General features: G+C 44.3%; 13 protein-coding genes. 2 read left to right on the top strand and 11 right to left on the bottom strand.

Annotated elements, in window-relative coordinates:
- Positions 1–154: 154 nt before the first annotated feature.
- The 7 genes from mtaB to NST40_RS24155 form a co-directional block, all read right to left on the bottom strand.
- Positions 155–1498 carry a tRNA (N(6)-L-threonylcarbamoyladenosine(37)-C(2))-methylthiotransferase MtaB gene (gene mtaB, locus NST40_RS24125; RefSeq protein ID WP_342410070.1) on the bottom strand — a complete coding sequence of 448 codons (1344 nt, stop codon included), beginning with the start codon at positions 1496–1498 and terminating at the stop codon, positions 155–157.
- Between the two features lie 3 nt (positions 1499–1501).
- Positions 1502–2266, bottom strand: coding sequence for an RsmE family RNA methyltransferase (locus NST40_RS24130; protein ID WP_076185272.1), 765 nt, complete (start codon positions 2264–2266; stop codon positions 1502–1504).
- Positions 2267–2445: 179 nt separating this feature from the next.
- A complete protein-coding gene (locus NST40_RS24135) occupies positions 2446–3129 on the bottom strand; it encodes a site-2 protease family protein (protein WP_076128966.1) in 684 nt (227 codons plus the stop codon).
- A 2-nt stretch (positions 3130–3131) separates the two neighbouring features.
- Complete coding sequence (gene prmA, locus NST40_RS24140) at positions 3132–4184, bottom strand: 50S ribosomal protein L11 methyltransferase (protein ID WP_036683907.1); 1053 nt, start codon at positions 4182–4184, stop codon at positions 3132–3134.
- Between the two features lie 209 nt (positions 4185–4393).
- On the bottom strand, positions 4394–4972 hold the full coding sequence (locus NST40_RS24145; protein ID WP_076220294.1) for a DNA-3-methyladenine glycosylase I: 579 nt from the start codon (positions 4970–4972) through the stop codon (positions 4394–4396).
- A gap of 103 nt (positions 4973–5075) precedes the next feature.
- Complete coding sequence (locus tag NST40_RS24150) at positions 5076–6752, bottom strand: DUF4179 domain-containing protein (RefSeq protein WP_143761906.1); 1677 nt, start codon at positions 6750–6752, stop codon at positions 5076–5078.
- The gene (locus NST40_RS24155; RefSeq protein WP_076128962.1) at positions 6712–7272 is read right to left on the bottom strand and encodes an RNA polymerase sigma factor; all 561 of its coding nucleotides are present in this window, start codon (positions 7270–7272) and stop codon (positions 6712–6714) included. The genes NST40_RS24150 and NST40_RS24155 overlap by 41 nt, the downstream gene beginning before the upstream one ends.
- A gap of 154 nt (positions 7273–7426) precedes the next feature.
- On the opposite strand from NST40_RS24155, the gene NST40_RS24160 reads away from it, so the two are divergent.
- Positions 7427–7822, top strand: a complete 396-nt coding sequence (locus NST40_RS24160; RefSeq protein WP_076276739.1) for a hypothetical protein — start codon at positions 7427–7429, stop codon at positions 7820–7822.
- 213 nt (positions 7823–8035) lie between these two features.
- On the opposite strand, the gene NST40_RS24165 is transcribed toward NST40_RS24160, so the two are convergent.
- The 4 genes from NST40_RS24165 to NST40_RS24180 all read right to left on the bottom strand — a co-directional run bounded on the left by NST40_RS24165 (position 8036) and on the right by NST40_RS24180 (position 10545).
- Entirely contained in the window at positions 8036–8947 is a 912-nt protein-coding gene (locus tag NST40_RS24165; RefSeq protein ID WP_076220488.1) for a methyl-accepting chemotaxis protein, read from the bottom strand.
- Between the two features lie 551 nt (positions 8948–9498).
- Positions 9499–9870 (bottom strand): hypothetical protein, encoded by a 372-nt coding sequence (locus tag NST40_RS24170; protein WP_076220487.1) that lies wholly within the window; start codon positions 9868–9870, stop codon positions 9499–9501.
- Positions 9871–9967: 97 nt separating this feature from the next.
- A complete protein-coding gene (locus NST40_RS24175; RefSeq protein ID WP_036683923.1) occupies positions 9968–10147 on the bottom strand; it encodes a YfhD family protein in 180 nt (59 codons plus the stop codon).
- Positions 10148–10185: 38 nt separating this feature from the next.
- A complete protein-coding gene (locus NST40_RS24180; RefSeq protein ID WP_036683926.1) occupies positions 10186–10545 on the bottom strand; it encodes a hypothetical protein in 360 nt (119 codons plus the stop codon).
- A 283-nt stretch (positions 10546–10828) separates the two neighbouring features.
- Between NST40_RS24180 and NST40_RS24185 the strand changes: the two genes are divergently transcribed.
- Positions 10829–15361, top strand: a complete 4533-nt coding sequence (locus tag NST40_RS24185; protein WP_342410071.1) for a S8 family serine peptidase — start codon at positions 10829–10831, stop codon at positions 15359–15361.
- Positions 15362–16817 lie beyond the last annotated feature (1456 nt).

The following is a 16817-nucleotide window of genomic DNA, read 5'->3' on the forward strand; positions in this document are numbered from 1 at the left end:
ACGCCAGCTGGGTCCGAAAGCATCATGAGATTGTTATGAATTGGTGGTGTAGACAGCAACAACTTAAAAACAGAGCAGCCCTTCCCCGCTAACGGGAAAATGGTTGCTCTGTTGTCTTTTTACTACTATCTATTGCTTAACGGATATCAATTGCTTAACGGACAGCCTGCTGAAGCCCAGTCTGACTAACCCCGACCAACTCACCGCGGCATTCGTTCACGCCAGCTTCCGTTATCTTCACCTGACAAAGTTCTCCTTGGAGTGAATCTTCACCATCGAAGAACACCTGCAAATAGTTGTCGCTAAATCCATGCTGGATATTGCGCCCCGGCGCCCCTTTAGCAGCTCTTTCCGGAATAACACTTAATGTCTGGCCTACAAATTTGAGAGCATAAGCTATTTGCATTTCTTCCGAAAGATCAATCAGTTCCTGCACGCGTACATTTTTGATTTCTTCGTCGATCTGATTCTCCATCCGCGCTGCCGGAGTGCCCGTCCGCTTGGAGTAAGGGAATACGTGCATCTCGGAGTAATTAATAGCCTTCATGAAGTCGTAGCCGGCACGGAACATTTCATCGGTCTCCCCCGGGAACCCAACGATAACATCCGTAGTAATCCCGACATCTGGCATCGCCTGACGGATCAGCTGCATTTTGGCGTAATATTCTTCTGTCGTATATTTACGGCGCATCACTTTCAGCACATCATTATGTCCGGCTTGCAGCGGGATATGCAGATGACGGCACATTTTAGAGGAACGGTTCAGCACCTCCAGCAGCTTCTCATCGATCTGGCTAGCTTCGATAGAACTGATACGTACCCGCTCCAGTCCATCCACCTTATCTAGATCCCACAGCAAATCGGCTAGACGGTAATTATCAAGATCGTCACCGTAACCACCGGTATGAATACCCGTGAGCACAAATTCCTTATACCCTGCTTCTACTAATTGATGTGCCTGGGTTACGATACTTTTGGGATCACGGCTGCGGGAAAGTCCACGCGACCATGGAATGATGCAGAATGTGCAGAAGTTGTTGCAGCCATCCTGAATCTTCATAAAAGCACGCGTCCGATCCGCAAAGCCAGGTACATCCATCTCTTCGAATTCACGTGTCTTCATAATATTACGAACAGCGTTGACCGGCTGACGTGAGGCTTCAATGTTCTTTACATGCGTCATGATCTGATCGCGGTCCTGGTTACCAATAACAAGATCGACACCAGGAATATCAAGAATCTCACCAGGAGAGGTCTGCGCATAGCAGCCAGTAACCGCCACGATAGCTTCCGGATTGCGGCGAACGGCACGACGAATCATTTGACGGCTTTTTTTGTCACCTGTATTAGTTACAGTACAAGTATTAATCAGATATACATCGGCGGGTCCCTCGAAATCGACCTGCTCGTAACCTTCATTTTTGAATAGCTGCCAGATGGCTTCGGTGTCATAAAAATTCACTTTACAACCTAAAGTATAAAATGCTACGGATGGCATCTCTTAAGCTCCTCCCATTTCTCCCGATTCATATAAAATACAAGCAGCGGCAACCATGCCCGCTGTCTCACAGCGCAGAATACGCCGTCCTAGTCCTACGGAAACCGCACCAGCTTCTTCTGCCTTTTGGCATTCCTCTGGTGTAAAGCCCCCTTCAGGACCTACCACAATCAGTACCTTCCCACCAGCCTGCGGTGAAAGCGAGGATAACCAAGGGGCAACACTGCTGCGAAGCTGCAAGCCTTCTTCTTTTTCATAACAGAAATAAACAGCATCATATTCACTAAAAGTCTGTAGCAGCTGCTTCCAGGATAACGGTGAGCCTACAGCCGGAACGATGTTCCGGTGTGCCTGCTCGGCAGCTTCTTTACAAATTTTACGCCAGCGGTCCAGCCGCTTACTTTCCTTGCGTTCATCGTATTGTACAATCGTGCGCTCCGACAGAAAAGGAATAAAACCAACGGCTCCAATTTCTGTACACTTTTGAATGACAGTTTCCATCTTATCGGCCTTGGGTAAGCTCTGAGCCACTGTGATTTTTATCCGCGGTTCATGCGTCATCTCCAGGGTTTCCAGGATGTTCACTGTCACTTCCCCTATTTCGATCTGAGCAATCTCCACTAACGCTTCACGGGAGACGCCATCGCTGACAATAAGCTTGTCCCCAACCTTACCGCGCATGACTTTGGCAATATGCCTTGCATCTTCCCCGTCAATTCTAACGTTATCTGCACCAAACTGCTCTGGTGTAACAAAATATCGCTGCATCTCTTCATCATCCTGTTCATGAATTCAGTAAGAAGAAACGGTAAAGACGCCTTAATAAAGACGTCACCCGTTTCTTAGAGAAATATAACTATGGATCAGGCGAAATTTAACTATCCTATTTTTCAACAAATTACATAATACAATGTTTAAGCAGGGTTGACCAGACTTCAGTCCCTACCTTAGCTGCCAAACATTCTTAGGAATAGCTGCACAAATGTTCTCGACATTTCACTAGCCCAGTGGCCAAGAGGATCGATGGTATAGGTTCGTAACCCTGGAATAAACAGAATTAATAAAAAGATAAATACAGCCCATTGCTCAAATTGCTGTAATCTGCCCCGAATGGAGCGAGGAGCAATATCCTCCACAATCCGGTAGCCATCCAGCGGAGGCAATGGAATCAGATTGAACAAGAATAAAAAGAAGTTCCATTGAATAAAGGTGCCAAAGAACAGATACACTGCCTCTAAAACGCGATCATTGGAGATCGACTCTAATACACCGGTTGCCGCAAGCACCCCATATATTAAAGCACCAATAATCCCTAGTAACAGGTTACTGATTGGGCCCGCAGCAGACACAATGACTCCCATCAGACGGGGGCGGCTAAAGTTATCACGGTTTACAGGAACTGGACGTGCCCACCCGAAACCAGCAACCAGCAGCAGTAAAATACCAAAAAAATCGAAGTGTACAGCAGGGTTAAGCGTCATGCGTCCTAATAATCTAGCGGTAGGGTCACCGAACTTATTTGCGAAATAAGCATGACTGAATTCATGTACTGTAAAAGCAATTAAAATCGTAATGAGCAGAAAAGGAAGCTGATCCAGATCTACACGTATTATACTTTGCAATATATCCATTTTTACCTCTTTCCGGCTGTAAATGCCACCCAATCTTCTTCACGGGATACTTCCATAATCTCAAAGCCGGACTCTTGTAGTGCGTTAGCCACAAGTCCTTCTTTATCCTTATAAATACCAGAGGTAATATACAAGCCTCCTGGCTGAAGTGCACGATACACATCATCCGTAAACAATACGATGATTTCTGCCAAAATATTCGCAACTACAATCTTCACCGGGAGTGTAACGCCGAGGCTATCCTCTGTTACTTGCTCCGCAGGTGTTCCCTCAAGAGTGTGACCCGGTCTAGCGGATGGCCACATTTCTCCAGCAGCCGTGTCAGCTACACCTTCACCGCCTAGCAAGGAGAGCAGGTCGCTTTCTTTTACCGTAATGAACTTTTCAAGTTTATTCAGTGCTACATTCTCCCGCGCACTTTCAACAGCTACAGGGTCCAAATCTAACGCCAGCACGGATTTCGCACCGAGCAGCATTGCACCTACAGCCAATATTCCTGAACCCGTACCAACATCGATTACTTCTTCGCCGCCGCTAATATTCTTCTCGAGCGCACGCAGGCACAAAGCTGTTGTAGGGTGAGTCCCTGTACCAAATGCCATACCAGGGTCCAACTCAATGATTGCTTCATCGGGGCTCTCAGGCGTATATTCCTCCCAAGTTGGTTTAATCGTGAGACGCTCCGATACCCTGAGCGGTTTAAAATATTGCTTCCAAGCATGCGCCCATTCGTCTTCATCTACGGTTTTCCAAGAAATCAGCGATTTGCCCGGATCAATGCCGTACTCACGCAATTCTGCTACCCGTGGAGTCAGCTCTTCTATAACAGCATCCATATCCGTGGAATCGGCATAATAACCTTTGATTACCGCTTCCCCTTCTGGGATATCATTCAAAGGTTGGTCGTATAATTCACCGTAACGCGTATTCCGCTCTTTACTGAGTGTTCCGGATTCTTCAATAGAAACCCCACCCGCTCCTGCTTCATATAAAAAATTCGAAATCATTTCTTGTGCATCTTCTGTTGTATGTATCGTCACTTCATGCCATAACATCTTTATGTGATCCTCCTAAAGTTTTGTGAGCGTTAGCTTCATTGATTGACTTCGTGCAAAACTGGCTTCGTAAGCATAGACTTAGTTTTGTGAGCGTTAGCTTCATTGATTGACTTCGTGCAAAACTTACTTCGAAAGCATAGGCTTAGTTTTGTGAGCATTCGCTTCATAGTATAACATTTCTTCTTGGGGTAACGCCAAACTACAGATCAACGCTCTGCCATGCCCGGGCTGCTCCTGCAAAAGCAATCGAGCGAATGATCATCTACCATCCCCGATGCCTGCATAAAAGCATAACATATGGTAGAGCCGACAAACTTCATGCCTCGCTTTTTTAATGCTTTACTCATTGCGTCAGACTGAGCCGTCGAAGCAGGAACATCCGCACGTGTCTTCCAATGGTTAAGCGTAGGCGCGCCTCCCACAAAACTCCAGAGATAATCTGAAAAGCTGCCTGTTTCCGCACTAATTTGCAAATATACTTTTGCATTACGAATGATAGAATCAATCTTTAAGCGATTTCTAATAATCCCGGGATCGTTCATCAGCTCAGCAATTTTCGGCTCATCATAATGCACAATTTTTTCCGGATCAAATCCATCAAATACCTCTCTGTAATGTGCCCGCTTTTTTAAGACGGTGTACCAGCTTAACCCTGCCTGCATGCCTTCAAGCATAAGTAATTCAAACAGCTTCCGGTCATCATACAGAGGTTTGCCCCACTCTTCATCATGGTATGCGATATATAAAGGATCCTCATTAACCCAAGCACAACGAGTGATTTCCATCCTTTTCTCTCCTTTACGCTAATCCTTGCTGAGTCCACTCAGCATCTACTCACTGTAAACGAAAAAAAGGGAAGAACACAAGGTTCCTCCCTAAAAAAATTTTCTATGGCCGCAGCTGCACTCTTGTTTCTTTATCCGGATCGTCAGTCGTATAGAAGAATATATAAATAGAAGCTTCTGTACCTTTGAAACCCTTGTAAACATCAATGGCCTTATTGTTTCCATCCCCAGTGAAATTAACGGTCAGAGGTTTACCTAAAATACGCTCTTTCCCCAGTCCGATATGGGTCTGGTTAATTCCACCGAAGCGAGCATCTTCACTTTCAGTCTCTACATAAAGATCGGCACCCTGCATATAGTACGTCCATTTTACCGGATATCCGCTAAGCTGCTGGATAAGCGTCTGTTTCTTATCAGATATATTCGTCAACAGAAGTGGTGTTTTTTCGTCCTTGTTAATTTTATAGCTGCCGTGCTGAGTCACCTTGTATTTAGCAACAAAGGTAATTGGCGTCTCTTCTGTGATTTCAAGGTCAACTGGCCGCTCAAAACGAAGCACTGTTAATTCCGGCTCACCTTCTGGAGATCTCCAGAAATTGCCCTCCAGCGTCTTGCCTGCTACTTCAAGAGTAGACTTTTGATACGGGAAATTGTTGCCTTTCTCTTTACTTCTAATAGCGATTCGAATTTGAGTAGGCGTCACTACCATTTTCTCCAGCGTGTAATTAGGTTCGCCCTCTTCTAGCGGCAGATTCAATGAAGTATTTATGGTTCCGCTCTCCATCTGCTTTTTGCTTAATTGAAGATCAAAAGCTAGGGGCCCCTCAACCTTTTTCTCTTGTTTCATGTACTGCAGCTTGTAATTCACTTCTCCGCTGGAAATATCAGCCGCCTTAAAATATTGCTGGGACGTATATTCCCCGTTTTCTCCCGGTGTACCGAAAGCACCTCCAGCCAGCGAATTTATGAGCGTTCCGTTTTTGTAAGCGACTATATTTGGAAAGACCCATTCTTTTGTTTCTGGCTGATCAAAAATGATCGCTGAAGAGAATAATATTTTTTCTTGTCCTTGGGTAAAAGGTTTCACCTCTATGCTGCGCATTCCTTCCTGTCCAATAGGAAAATTTTGTGTCTCCTGCGATTGGATATCCAGCGGTAAATCTAACTCCTGTGTGCTAAAGGCTTGCAGATTATCTGCAACTAGTTGCACATTCACAGTATCCTTTTTCGGTGTCCAATCACTCTCGAAATATCCGTTGTAATGTTGATTTTTCTCATCCCATAACACATAACTGAACTCACTAGGACCATTCGCCCCATCTGCGCCCTTCAAAGTCATTCCATTAACATTCCAATTTTCATTTTCCAAGCGTTTTCCTACATCCAAAGTGAATAAGATAACCGTCCGATTCTCATCCACAATCGCTGTATGTAGCTTCAGAGTTACTCCATCCTGCGTCACTGACTGGTTCAGTTGTTGTCCGAGATTTTGGGCCAGCGCTGCTTGAACGCCTCCTCTCCCATGGAGCAAATTATCCCAATCATAATGCACTGCTGCATATACGGGTGCCGCTGCAATAAGTACTGAAAATGAAGCCACCACAGCTATTTTACTCCAGTTTCTCCCTCTGTTCCCGCTACCATTCGCCATACGAAGTTGTAGGGGAGTCATTGTACTGTTTTCTTGCTCTAAACGTCCCCACATGCGCTCAAAATCTGGATAAGGCACGCCTTTATCTTCATTTAAACGATGCTCCAGCATATTTTCTAACTTTTTCAAAAGCTTCGCCCTCCTTTAGTTCAAGTTGAACCCCAGCCTCCTGCAGGATTCTCCTCATTACCGTTAGCCCTTTATGCAGCCTAGATTTGGTCGTTCCAAGTGGAATGGACAGCAGATCCGAAATTTCAGCCAGACTGAAATCATGCATATACCTAAGTGTGAGCACCATCCTAAGTTTGATAGGGACCTGGCTCATATATTGCGCCCACTCGACCTCCGTCTCACGCTGCTCAATCTGCTGCTCCACAGCTGTTTCTGCCGTTTTATTAAAGAAATGAAGGTTGTCCGTAATCTTCTGTTGTAAAGTCCGTTTTCGTTTCAAATGATTGAGGCAATGGTTGACCGTTATTTTCATAATCCAAGCCTTGATATGCTCCACGTGCTCACGATTACTGCGAAATACGGTAATAAAGACATCCTGAGTCAAATCCTCTGCATCCGCCGCGTCATGCACCATATAGTAGCAAGTCCGGTATACATCTTTATTGTAGGTTTCAAATAACTCCCGGTTACTCTCCAAATTTTACGCCCTCCTTTCTTGACTGAGATATCTATATGACAACCAATCCTTGGAAAAGGTTCGTTTTTCTGAGCATAAACTATCGCTACTCTTAAAGACATAGAGAAAATCAAACAGGCTTAATAATCTGAATGAAGCAAATGGAGGAAGGACAATGACTCTTTTAACTACTGGTCCGATAGAAAACAATGTTAACTCAGAAAACAACACAAGACTTACACAACAGGTCACGGTCAAAATTGCTAATGGTAGCGGTCAGATTGCTTCCACAGTTCTGATCGAAGGCTACTACATGAATGAAGAAAGAATTCAATATGTAGGCGATCTGCTAGATGTGATGCCAAATCAGGTAATAACTAAAAATTATTTTGCGGATTTTGATACCTTCGAATTTTTTTTCACAACTGCTAGTTTGCCAGACCATCCAATCCAAATCTCATTTTGGGGTAAAGACAGTGCAGAGAAATTAGTAGCCCAGCATCGATTAGCTACAGCAGAATTACTTGGATATGATGGGGCAACTGGGGCAACTGGGGTGACGGGGGGCTAAAGGTGGGACTGGCTCTGATGGGGCGATTGGGGACACCGGAGTTACTAAGGTTAGTGTTACTGTAGACGGAGTCATCACAAATCATAGATATATGATTCCTACCTTGATTGTTAACAAAATCGGATAATACCAACAATAAAAGGGTCCATCTCTTTCAAGTAGGAGACCGACCCTTTTTTGCCGATATTCAATCTATCAACATACATACTGCAACTAGAGAATATCCATAACCTCGCGCGCTTGTGTGTCGAGATTTTGTGCAGAAGAAGCAATCTTCGAAAAATCCTCCAACGCCACCAGAACCTGCTGCTGACTATCTTCTATACTTTCTTGTACTTGATTTGTACCTATAGAGATCTTTCCAATTTCCAGCGTGATCGCATTCACACTATCCCGTACCTTTATGATCGAATCTTGTACCATGGAAGATAATTTCCTTACTTCTTTTGCCACTACGTCAAAACCTCGCCCATACTCCCCGGCATGCGCTGCTTCAATAGCTGCATTTAGGGCTAATAATTGCGTTTGCGATGCAATATCGCGAATCGTTTGCACGATGCTATGAATCGATACAGCTTGCTTTTCAAGATTAGCTAGAGTATGTGTATTTTCTATCGATACTTCGGCGATTTTGTTGATGCTTCGTAATAATTCTTGACTGCGTTCAATACCTAAATCTGCTCTTTGATTCAAGCTGTCTGCCATCTCTTGCATCCGTTGCACAACATTACTCATGTTACTTTGTCTTTGGGTAATATTAGTTGCTATTTTAGATACTCCGATGACTTGTTCATTGCTTTCATCAAATACTGGCATGTAGGTAGCTTCAAGCCAAACCGCATTTCCTTTCGAATCCATTCGTTCGATCTTATCCTGAAAACTCTTCCCTGTAAAAAGATCCTGCCAAAACCGTTCGTAACCTGGGCTATCTGCGAAATGTGGAAAACAGAACTCTTTATGATGCATTCCGTACATTTCATCTTTTTTATATCCCATGGAATTTGCAAAAACTTCATTCACATAAGCTACCCGGCGATCAAGGTCAAACCGGATAATAGCTAAATTTCTTTCTAAAGATCTAACAACAAGCTCATCAGTAACTCCTTGAGAGTGTACCAGCCCCATTCTAATTCCCCCTGAAAAAATTCAATAGTTGATTGGTCGTAGTTAGTATATTCGAACAATTATACATCCTTAATCTGTAGTGTGATATTAGCTATTTTACTTAAAATATTTATAACATCTGCAGACGTTAATATACTCGAAATGATGATAATTAGGGAAAACATCCCTAATGATGTGCAAGATTCGAAGGTTGATCTATCATTTAGGGAAATACTCCCCAAAAACTCATGAAATCAGGCCTTTTTCTATCTTTTCGAGCGTTTTTTAGGGATGTTTTCCCTAATTAATCATTTTCCAACCTCAAACATGCCGAAAATGTTACCCGATTCCAACAGAAAAATAGCTACAGCTACGTCGACTATGAGACCCCCAAATTCTTCTTAGCGGTAACCTTACTTATAAGCTAAAAAATTGCCTAACTCAGTTCATTTTTACTGATCTAATAACAAAAACCCCAGCTGCAATATCAGCTAGGGTTCAAACTCTCAATTTCATTTTCAAATTCCTATCATTCTCAATCCCATGTAGCAAAGTATGGAAGTTCCTCCGATTCAATTGGATTTATAATCTTTTATTTTAATCCCCAAAACCATATCCTTCTGATATGCGGCAGCTTGCTTCAAACCAATAATCCTTGGGTCTGAAGGGTAGTGACGTTCAAGATATAACAAAAATGCGTGATGAAACCTAATTTCGGCATCCAATTTATTCAGTTCATTCGGATGATTCTCTAGTTCGGTTAATTCTGCTTCCCATCGATACAAATCGCTCGCCTCAGAGCGCTCCATACGAACCTTCTCTGTCAGCTCCCGCAACTCAAGATAGGCGCGTTTTACTTTTGGAGAGTACAACTGCTTCTGGTTCAAATAGGTTAATAATGCGATCAATAAGGCTAACCCAGTCCACAAAATAACGTTATCCATCTTCTCCCCCCACACTTAAGCTCTTCGCCCTAATTATACATGCCCAAACGCAAAAATACCCCACAAAGTGAGGTATCCGCCTTAGCTTTTTTAGCTGCTATTCTTTCTTCATAATCTCATTCAGCTGACGTTTGTCCGCTTCTTGTGCGCGATCCTGAGCTTCAATATCATCAAGATCGGCTTCCGCCGCCGAGAATTCTACATCCTCTGCTTTAGCTTCGTATAACATTTTCAATTTCTCCGTCTTGGAGAAGATTTGTGAGTTCTCTCTATCCATTGTTCGTCTCCTTTCTTCTTACTCAATGAAGTGCCTGATCAGACCATCCCGCCTGCTTCTTCAATTAAGCGCAGAGCCTGATCGTAGGACTCCGTATGCACAATAACTGTAAGCAAAATATCTCTCCCCGTTGGACCACCGTTACCACCATGACTCATCCCGCTAGAGCTGGTGTCCGCAGCTGCAAGTATGCCTGTGTGTGCATGCTCAGCAGTCATGGAGTCCATTCTGGCCACATTGCCTGTCACCGGATTTACCCCTGAGCTAAAGCTGGTACCTCCATATCTACTGAAGCGATCAATGGAAACTTCAATGGCCCGAAGTGCACGAAGCTTGCGCGCGACGCCTTCGGCTTCCTCTGGACTTTTAAAATACGCCAAAATATATCTTTCCGACATCTTATCCCCGCTCTCGCTTGAAATTCAGATATCTGTTGCATTCATTTATATTGTCTTAATTTCACTTGTTTTATGCTCTGATTTTCTTATATTCCACTTATCTACTAGGAATTCGACATTTTCTTCAACGCTTCGCTGCAATATGGTACTAAAGTTGTATATTCGATTTGAAGTTATAGCTGTAGAATAAATTTAATTTTCATAATTTTTTACATTTTAAATTGAGGAGGAGAACCACAGACACATTGCAATACAAAAAATTCATTTGGGAGGATGAACTTATTTGAAACGTACCTTTAAACACTCTATTCAAAGATTTGGTATTGGAGCGGCAAGCTTCGGACTGGCTGTGTCTGTTCTTTTTCCATCAGCTGCATTTGCGAACTCATCCCTTGAATCTTCAACCCTGGTTACGGATGTACAGTCTCAAAGTGTAACCCCTCATAACTATGCTGGAATACTCAAAGGTTCAGCACCAGTTTCAGTAATTGTGGAATTGACTAATAAACCAGTCAGTGTGTATGTAAATGAGGCAAAAACTTATTCTTTACGATCCTCAGTCTCCTCACAACGCAGTAAAATTATCTCAGAGCATAAAAGCTTTATTTCCTCAACACAGAAAATCGATGCCGATATCGGTTTTGAATACAGTGAGATTTTTAACGGGTATTCCATTACGCTGCCAGCCAATCAAGTAAACAAGCTGTTAGAGCTTCCAGGCGTTGCGGCTATCTATCCAAATGAAGAAGTACATGCACTAGCAGACAGTGTTGAAGTAGCGACATTACCTGTTACACGTTCCTATTCAGACAGCGGCAAGCTAATAGGCGCGGACAAACTACATGATTTAGGGTACACAGGCAAAGATATACAGGTAGCTGTTGTCGATACTGGTATTGATAAGAATCACCCTTTGTTAAAAGATAATTATAAGGGTGGCTATGATGTATATGATCAGGATGATGATCCGGCTGAAACAGCCCCTGATGCTAACTTCCCTCCAAGAGCAGGTACTCCTTACGAAACCTCGCATGGTACACACGTTGCCGGGACAATTTTAGATGTGGCACCTGAGGTAGAATTGTATGCGTATCGCGTACTTGGTCCCTATGGATCTGGTTCCACAGCGGATGTAATTGCGGGTATTGAGAAAGCAGTCGATGACGGAGCAGATGTTATTAACCTTTCTCTAGGCTCTAGTGTCAACCAAAGCTATTCCGCGAGTTCAATCGCGATAGACAATACCGTAAAATCGGGCGTGAACGTTATTGTTGCCGCCGGTAACGCTGGTCCTGATGCAGGAACACTGGGCGAACCCGCTGGTGCCCAACTCGCGCTTAGTGTTGGAGCTTCTACTACTCCGATAAATACCCCTTTCTTTGATATTGGCGATGTTAAAAAGATTCCCGGAACATTAGCCAGTTACTCCCCAGATTTAATCGATAATATTGCTGGCAGTAAGATCGTTTTCGCTGGTCTTGGGAGTCCTTCCGATTACAAAAATCTGGATGTCAAAGATAAGGTAGTGCTTGTTGATCGGGGCTCGCTGAGCTTCTCAGACAAATCTCTTAATGCCAAAGCTGCTGGTGCGAAGCTTCTGCTGATTGCCAATAATGAGCCTGGTGAAATCAGCCCCACCCTTGGTGCGCCTGGGGATTACATTCCTACCTACGGAATCAGTCAAGCCGATGGCAAAAAAATAAAAACTCAGATGGCTGCGGCTAAAGATATAATCAGTTACTATATAGCGCTTGAAGTAAATCAGTTAGCAAACTTCAGTTCTATGGGTCCAGGGATGCCCGATTATCTAATAAAACCTGATGTTGTAGCGCCCGGAGTCAATATCAACTCGACGATCCCTAGCTGGGATGGGAACTATGACCATGCTTTCGGCTTAAAAAATGGCACTAGCATGGCAACCCCACATGTTGTAGGAGCTGTGGCTTTGTTACTGAGTAAAAACTCTGATCTGAAGCCAAATGAAATTAAAGCTCTGCTGATGAACAATGCTGATCCTATTTTTAACCGTGATGGGAATTCTTACTCCTTGTACCAACAAGGTGCAGGTTTAATTAATCTGGAGAAGTCGATAAACGCTAAATCCATTGCTAAAGTCGGTGAGATCCTTAACAGCGGTCTTCCGGGTACTGTTGAAATTCCTTATTACACAGGTTCCTTATCCTTCGGCTTACAGCCAAAGGGTGTTACTGTAACGAAAGCTGTCTATGTAGAGGACTTTAAAGGGAATGGAGAAACATACACCCTGTCCACCAAATGGCTGACAGAAGCTCCTACTGATATTAGTATTGATTTTGCACCAAACAGCGTTACCTCAGGGGCAGATCAATATGCACAATTCACACTCAATGTATCTAAAACAGCAAAAGAGGGCGCACATGAAGGCATCCTGTTACTTACCTCTGATACAGAAACCCTTCGTCTGCCATTTAACGTTGTTGTAGGTGACCAATTTAATGTAGCACCTATTAATCAGCTCTCTTTTGAAAGTCCACAAATTTCACCTAATGGTGATGGTCGCTCCGACGACACCACCTTTTCCTTTTCTGTCAATGAAGAGTTGGAAGGCATAAGTTTCGTTGCCTCTTCAAAAGATGCTCCTGCAACAGTTTTAGGTGAAGTTTATGCGATCGATGAGAAGATCTATCGTGGTGTATACGAAGTTCCAAATTGGGATGGAACATTAACAGACCTGGAGACCTCCGCCAAGTCTACTTTAGCAGATGGTCACTACTACATCATTCCTGTGCTTCCCAATGGGCAACTGCTTGAGAAACAAAAGACCGAGTTCACAATTGATACCGAGAAGCCGCAAGTTTCTGGCATCACCATTGAGGAGTATGAACGTGAAGCGCCAACCGATCCTGGCGTGGCACAAATTAGTGGTTTCATTGATGATGACCTAATGGCCTATTATATTTCTAATACAAACCCTATTGGAAACTGGTTTACCGTATATGCCGAAGGCAAACATTATGATGGGAATGCTTATAAATTTGGCGGTGTGATTGCAAATAACGGTGCCTTTACCATTGATGTTCCTGTTAACGAGGGGCTAAATGAGTACAAAGTCCATGTGGTCGATAAAGTTGGCAATGGTGCAGACGACGATGATTACGTTCAGCGGCTGCTTTATAGCACAGGGGACGGAACTTTCACAGTAACTCCGGCTCTTTCTGCATCCACCATTGAAGTAGGACAATCTGTGACCGTTGATTTAGATTATTCTGTGACAGACGAGGTTTATGGCGTCTATGGGGCTTCATTCGGTGTCATATACGATGATTCCCTTGAAACACCAGTAATCCAGCCAAGCGTACAACTGGTTACGTATCAAGAGGAGCATTTCTCTAGTGTTCCACTTACAGAATATTCACAAACGTATGACCTTGGAGACGGCCACAAACTGACACAATATAGTGTCAATCTGTCAGGAGGTGCTTATCACGGCTCTGGCTCACTAGCCCAAATAACCTTCGAACCAGCAACAGCAGGAGATTATTCCTTTGAGCTATATGATGTCCAGATTTGGAATGATGCCACAACATCAACTATCCCATCTGGTTTGAGAACAGTAAGTGTAACTGTAAACACACCTGAAAAACCTACACCAACGCCAACACCAACACCATCAGCAACGCCAGATCCAACAGAAACACCAACACCGACACCATCGCCTACATCGCCTCCATCTTCTGAGTCGTATGTACCTACAGCAGCCAGCACTCCCACTCCTGGACCTTCTTCGAAATCCGGGAAGCTAGTAGAGACAGCCGATCCAGCTGGTGGTAAAGCTTCAGCGGTGTTTAATATCTTAGATACTGCATTAACAAATTCGATTCAGAATGCAAAAGATAAGACTTCTGTACTTGATCTTAGCGATGTGAATTTCAATAAGTATAGCCAAGTTGTTATTACGCTTACCCCGGCGCAAGCTGAACAGTTGAAGAAATCGGAGAATGCACTCAGCCTTAACGGTAATGGGTTCAATGTTCTTATTCCAGCGGCAACCCTTCCGGATTTCATTAGCAGCAGTGGTTTGTTGCTTACGATAAGTCTGGCTGATGCTAGTGATGCAGCAGTGTTATCAGGAAGCTCAGCTGCGATCAATATTGGTTCTTCCATTCTTACCATCAAAAATGGTTGGACAACCGGAAAGCCGGTTACCCTTCAGCTTAATCTAAAAGACAGCAGTCTACGTGATGCTCGAAAAACTGCCGCCTATGCAGAAACAAAGGATCATAAATGGTCCTATCTGCAACCTGGATCTTTCTCTAAAGAAGGTATTCTACAGTTTACAGTTACTGGTGACGGCTCTTATAGCGTGGCATCCCGTAATGTAAGCTTCAAGGATATCGGCACACACTGGGCTAAAGGCGATATCGAAGTTCTTGCTGCTCATGGCATCATTGCCGGCAAAGGAACCGATGGCAGCTTCAAGCCTGCTGACACCTTAAATCAAGCGGAACTGCTAACGCTCTTCGACCGTCTACTCGGAAAAGGTGACACTTGGAATGCACGTATCAAACAAAGTGGTTCACGCGATGTGCTGACTCGCGAAGAAGCAGCCCTTATCATTGCTGAGGCCCTAGGCGCTGATCTTACAGTGGCTAAGACTCCTTTGAGCTTTAAGGATGCCGATAACATCGCTGCAGAAGCACGAAACGCCGTAGCCTATGCTGTAAGCAAAGGTTATCTCAAGGGCGTTGGTGCGGACAACTTCAATCCACAAGGCACTCTGACTCGTGCACAAGCAGCAACCATTCTGAGCCGTGTGTTTGAGGACCTACGTTCTTAACCAGTATCTAGTTGAACTCTCAAAGAAAGCCCCAGCAGCCATTTGGCTGCTGGGGCTTTCTCGTCTTAAGGTCACATCTGCGGCGTATACGAGGCAACTATCGGACACAGTTGCACTTAAACGCTGATTTATGCGACTTTTGCCATGCCAACGGACCCCATAGTCACTATTAGCACGTAAAACACCAATCATGGGCGCTTTTCTGAGCAATAGCTGCACTGGAGTCCGAAACTTCGCTCAAAAGGAGAAAAATGTGCTAATTGCATCAGCTGAGTCCGACTTCGCACAAAAGGCGATAAATCTGCAAATAGCGTCAACTGGGTCCGTATGCCTCCAGCTTCTTCCGGGTCCTATCCACGCAGAAGATTATGCTCGGCACTATCGGACACCGTTGCACTTAAACGCTGATTTATGCGACTTTTGCCATGCCAACGGACCTCATAGTCGCTATTAGCACGAAAAACACCAAATATGAGCGCTTTTCTGGGCAATAGCTGCACTGAAGTCCGAAACTTCGCTCAAAAGGCGATAAATTTGCAAATAGCGTCAGCTGGGTCCGTTTGCCTCCAGCGTCTTCCGGGTCCTATCCACTCGGATGATTATTCTCAGCGCTATCGGACACAGTTGCACTTAAACGCTGGATTATGCGCTATTTGCCATGCCAACGGACCCCATAGTCGCTATTAGCACGAAAAACACCAAATATAAGCACTTTTCTAGGCAATAGCTGCACTGAAGTCCGAAACTTCGCTCAAAAGGCGATAAATCTGCAAATAGCGTCAACTGGGTCCGTATGCCTCCAGCTTCTCCGGGTCCCATCCACTCAGATGATTATTCTCGGCGCTATCGGACACTGTTGCACTTAAACGCTGGATTATGCGACATTTGCCATGCCAACGGACCCCATAGTCGCTATTAGCACGAAAAGCACCAAATATGAGCGCTTTTCTGGGCAATAGCTGCACTGAAGTCCGAAACTTCGCTCAAAAGGCGATTAATTTGCAAATAGCGTCAACTGGGTCCGTATGCCTCCAGCTTCTCCGGGTCCCATCCACTCAGATGATTATTCTCGGCGCTATCGGACACTGTTGCACTTAAACGCTGGATTATGCGACATTTGCCATGCCAACGGACCCCATAGTCGCTATTAGCACGAAAAGCACCAAATATGAGCGCTTTTCTGGGCAATAGCTGCACTGGAGTCCGAAACTTCGCTCAAAAGGCGATAAATTTGCAAATAGCGTCAACTGGGTCCGTATGCCTCCAGCTTCTCCGGGTCCCATCCACTCAGATGATTATTCTCGGCGCTATCGGACACTGTTGCACTTAAACGCTGGATTATGCGACATTTGCCATGCCAACGGACCCCATAGTCGCTATTAGCACGAAAAGCACCAAATATGAGCGCTTTTCTGGGCAATAGCTGCACTGAAGTCCGAAACTTCGCTCAAAAGGC

The sequence above is a fragment of the Paenibacillus sp. FSL R10-2778 genome (genome assembly GCF_038593035.1).
GTDB lineage: Bacteria > Bacillota > Bacilli > Paenibacillales > Paenibacillaceae > Paenibacillus_AQ > Paenibacillus_AQ odorifer.

Bases quoted from the DNA above. Each gene is read 5' to 3' on its own strand.
- mtaB (WP_342410070.1), bottom strand. From the start codon at position 1,498: ATGCCATCCGTAGCATTTTATACTTTAGGTTGTAAAGTGAATTTTTAT.
- NST40_RS24130 (WP_076185272.1), bottom strand. From the start codon at position 2,266: ATGCAGCGATATTTTGTTACACCAGAGCAGTTTGGTGCAGATAACGTT.
- NST40_RS24135 (WP_076128966.1), bottom strand. From the start codon at position 3,129: ATGGATATATTGCAAAGTATAATACGTGTAGATCTGGATCAGCTTCCT.
- prmA (WP_036683907.1), bottom strand. From the start codon at position 4,184: ATGTTATGGCATGAAGTGACGATACATACAACAGAAGATGCACAAGAA.
- NST40_RS24145 (WP_076220294.1), bottom strand. From the start codon at position 4,972: ATGGAAATCACTCGTTGTGCTTGGGTTAATGAGGATCCTTTATATATC.
- NST40_RS24160 (WP_076276739.1), top strand. From the start codon at position 7,427: ATGACTCTTTTAACTACTGGTCCGATAGAAAACAATGTTAACTCAGAA.
- NST40_RS24165 (WP_076220488.1), bottom strand. From the start codon at position 8,947: ATGGGGCTGGTACACTCTCAAGGAGTTACTGATGAGCTTGTTGTTAGA.
- NST40_RS24170 (WP_076220487.1), bottom strand. From the start codon at position 9,870: ATGGATAACGTTATTTTGTGGACTGGGTTAGCCTTATTGATCGCATTA.
- NST40_RS24175 (WP_036683923.1), bottom strand. From the start codon at position 10,147: ATGGATAGAGAGAACTCACAAATCTTCTCCAAGACGGAGAAATTGAAA.
- NST40_RS24180 (WP_036683926.1), bottom strand. From the start codon at position 10,545: ATGTCGGAAAGATATATTTTGGCGTATTTTAAAAGTCCAGAGGAAGCC.